This is a genomic window from Kitasatospora sp. NPDC033851 (assembly GCF_055576085.1).
Map to the genome: position 1 here is coordinate 1 of NZ_JBVIRL010000099.1, position 1667 is coordinate 1667.

The following is a 1667-nucleotide window of genomic DNA, read 5'->3' on the forward strand; positions in this document are numbered from 1 at the left end:
CCGAAGGTGGATGCGGCGCGGAACCTGCACGAGTTGACGGCTGGGTGTGGTCTGTCGGCGTTCGTGTTGTTCTCGTCGATGGCGGGTTCGGTGGGTAGTGCCGGGCAGGGCAACTACGCGGCTGCGAATGCCTATCTGGACGCGCTCGCGGAGCAGCGCCGGGCCGACGGTCTGCCCGCCACCTCGATCGCCTGGGGCCCGTGGGCACAGGGCGGCATGGCCGCCGACGGCACCGTCGAGCAGCGCCTGCACCGCGACGGCGTCCCGCCGATGGCCCCGCGCCTGGCGATGGCCGCCCTCCGGCAGGCCGTCGAGCACGGCGACGGTGCCCTCACCGTCGTGGACATCGCCTGGGACCGCTTCCTGCCCGGCCTGACCGCCGTCCGACCCACCACGCTCTTCGACGAGATCCCCGAGGCCCGCCAGGTCGCGGCCGCGGCCACCGTAGCCTCCGGCGCTGCAGCCGTCAGCTCCTCGCAGGCCGACCGCCTCGCCGGCCTCCCGGCCGCCGAGCAGCAGCGCGTCATGCTCGACCTCGTCCGCACCACCGTCGCGGCCGTGCTCGCCCACTCCGGCACGGACCAGGTCGAGGCCGGCCGGGCGTTCAAGGAGCTGGGCTTCGACTCGCTGACCGCCGTCGAACTCCGCAACCGCCTGGCCGCCGCCACCGGGCTGCGCCTGCCCACCACCCTCGTCTTCGACTACCCGTCCGCCGCTGCGCTCGCGGACCACCTCCGCACCGAACTCGTGGGCCGCCAGCCCGCCGCCGTCGCCGAGGGCACCGCCCGTACGGCCGCCGAGGACGAGCCGATCGCGATCATCGGCATGAGCTGCCGCTTCCCCGGCGGCGTCGCCTCGCCCGAGCAGCTCTGGCAGCTGCTCGTCGGCGGCGGCGACGCAATGTCCGGGCTCCCGGCCGACCGCGGCTGGAACACCGACACCCTCTACGACCCGGACCCCGACCGGGTCGGCACGATCTACACCCGCGAGGGCGGCTTCCTGCACGACGCGGCCGAGTTCGACGCCGCGTTCTTCGGCATCTCTCCGCGCGAGGCGCTCGCCATGGACCCCCAGCAGCGGCTGCTGCTGGAGACGTCCTGGGAGGCCTTCGAGCGTGCGGGCATCGACCCGGCCACCGTGCGCGGCAGCCGTACCGGCGTCTTCGCCGGTACCAACGGCCAGGACTACCTCGCCCTGCTGATGAGCTCGCCCGAGGAACTCGAGGGCCACCTCGGCGTCGGCACGGCCGCGAGCGTCGTCTCCGGCCGCCTCTCCTACACCTTCGGCCTGGAGGGCCCGGCGGTCACCGTCGACACCGCCTGCTCCTCCTCGCTGGTCGCCCTGCACCTCGCCGTCCAGGCGCTGCGCAACGGTGAGTGCACGCTCGCCCTCGCCGGCGGCGTCACCGTGATGGCCACCCCCGACACCTTCCTCGACTTCAGCCGTCAGCGCGGTCTCGCCGCCGACGGCCGGTGCAAGGCGTTCTCCGCGGCCGCCGACGGCACGGCGTGGGGTGAGGGTGCCGGCATGCTGCTCGTCGAGCGGCTGTCGGACGCCCGGCGCAACGGGCACCCGGTGCTTGCGGTGGTCCGTGGCTCTGCGGTGAACCAGGACGGTGCGTCGAACGGGCTGACGGCGCCGAACGGTCCGTCGCAGCAGCGGGTGAT

General features: G+C 74.1%; 1 protein-coding gene. It reads left to right on the forward strand.

All coding sequences use genetic code 11. The annotated features are described in order from the left end of the window. Window positions 1-1667, forward strand: a 1667-nt coding sequence (locus tag ACZ51D_RS43645) for an acyl carrier protein (RefSeq protein ID WP_465665883.1), incomplete at both ends; no start/stop codon positions are given.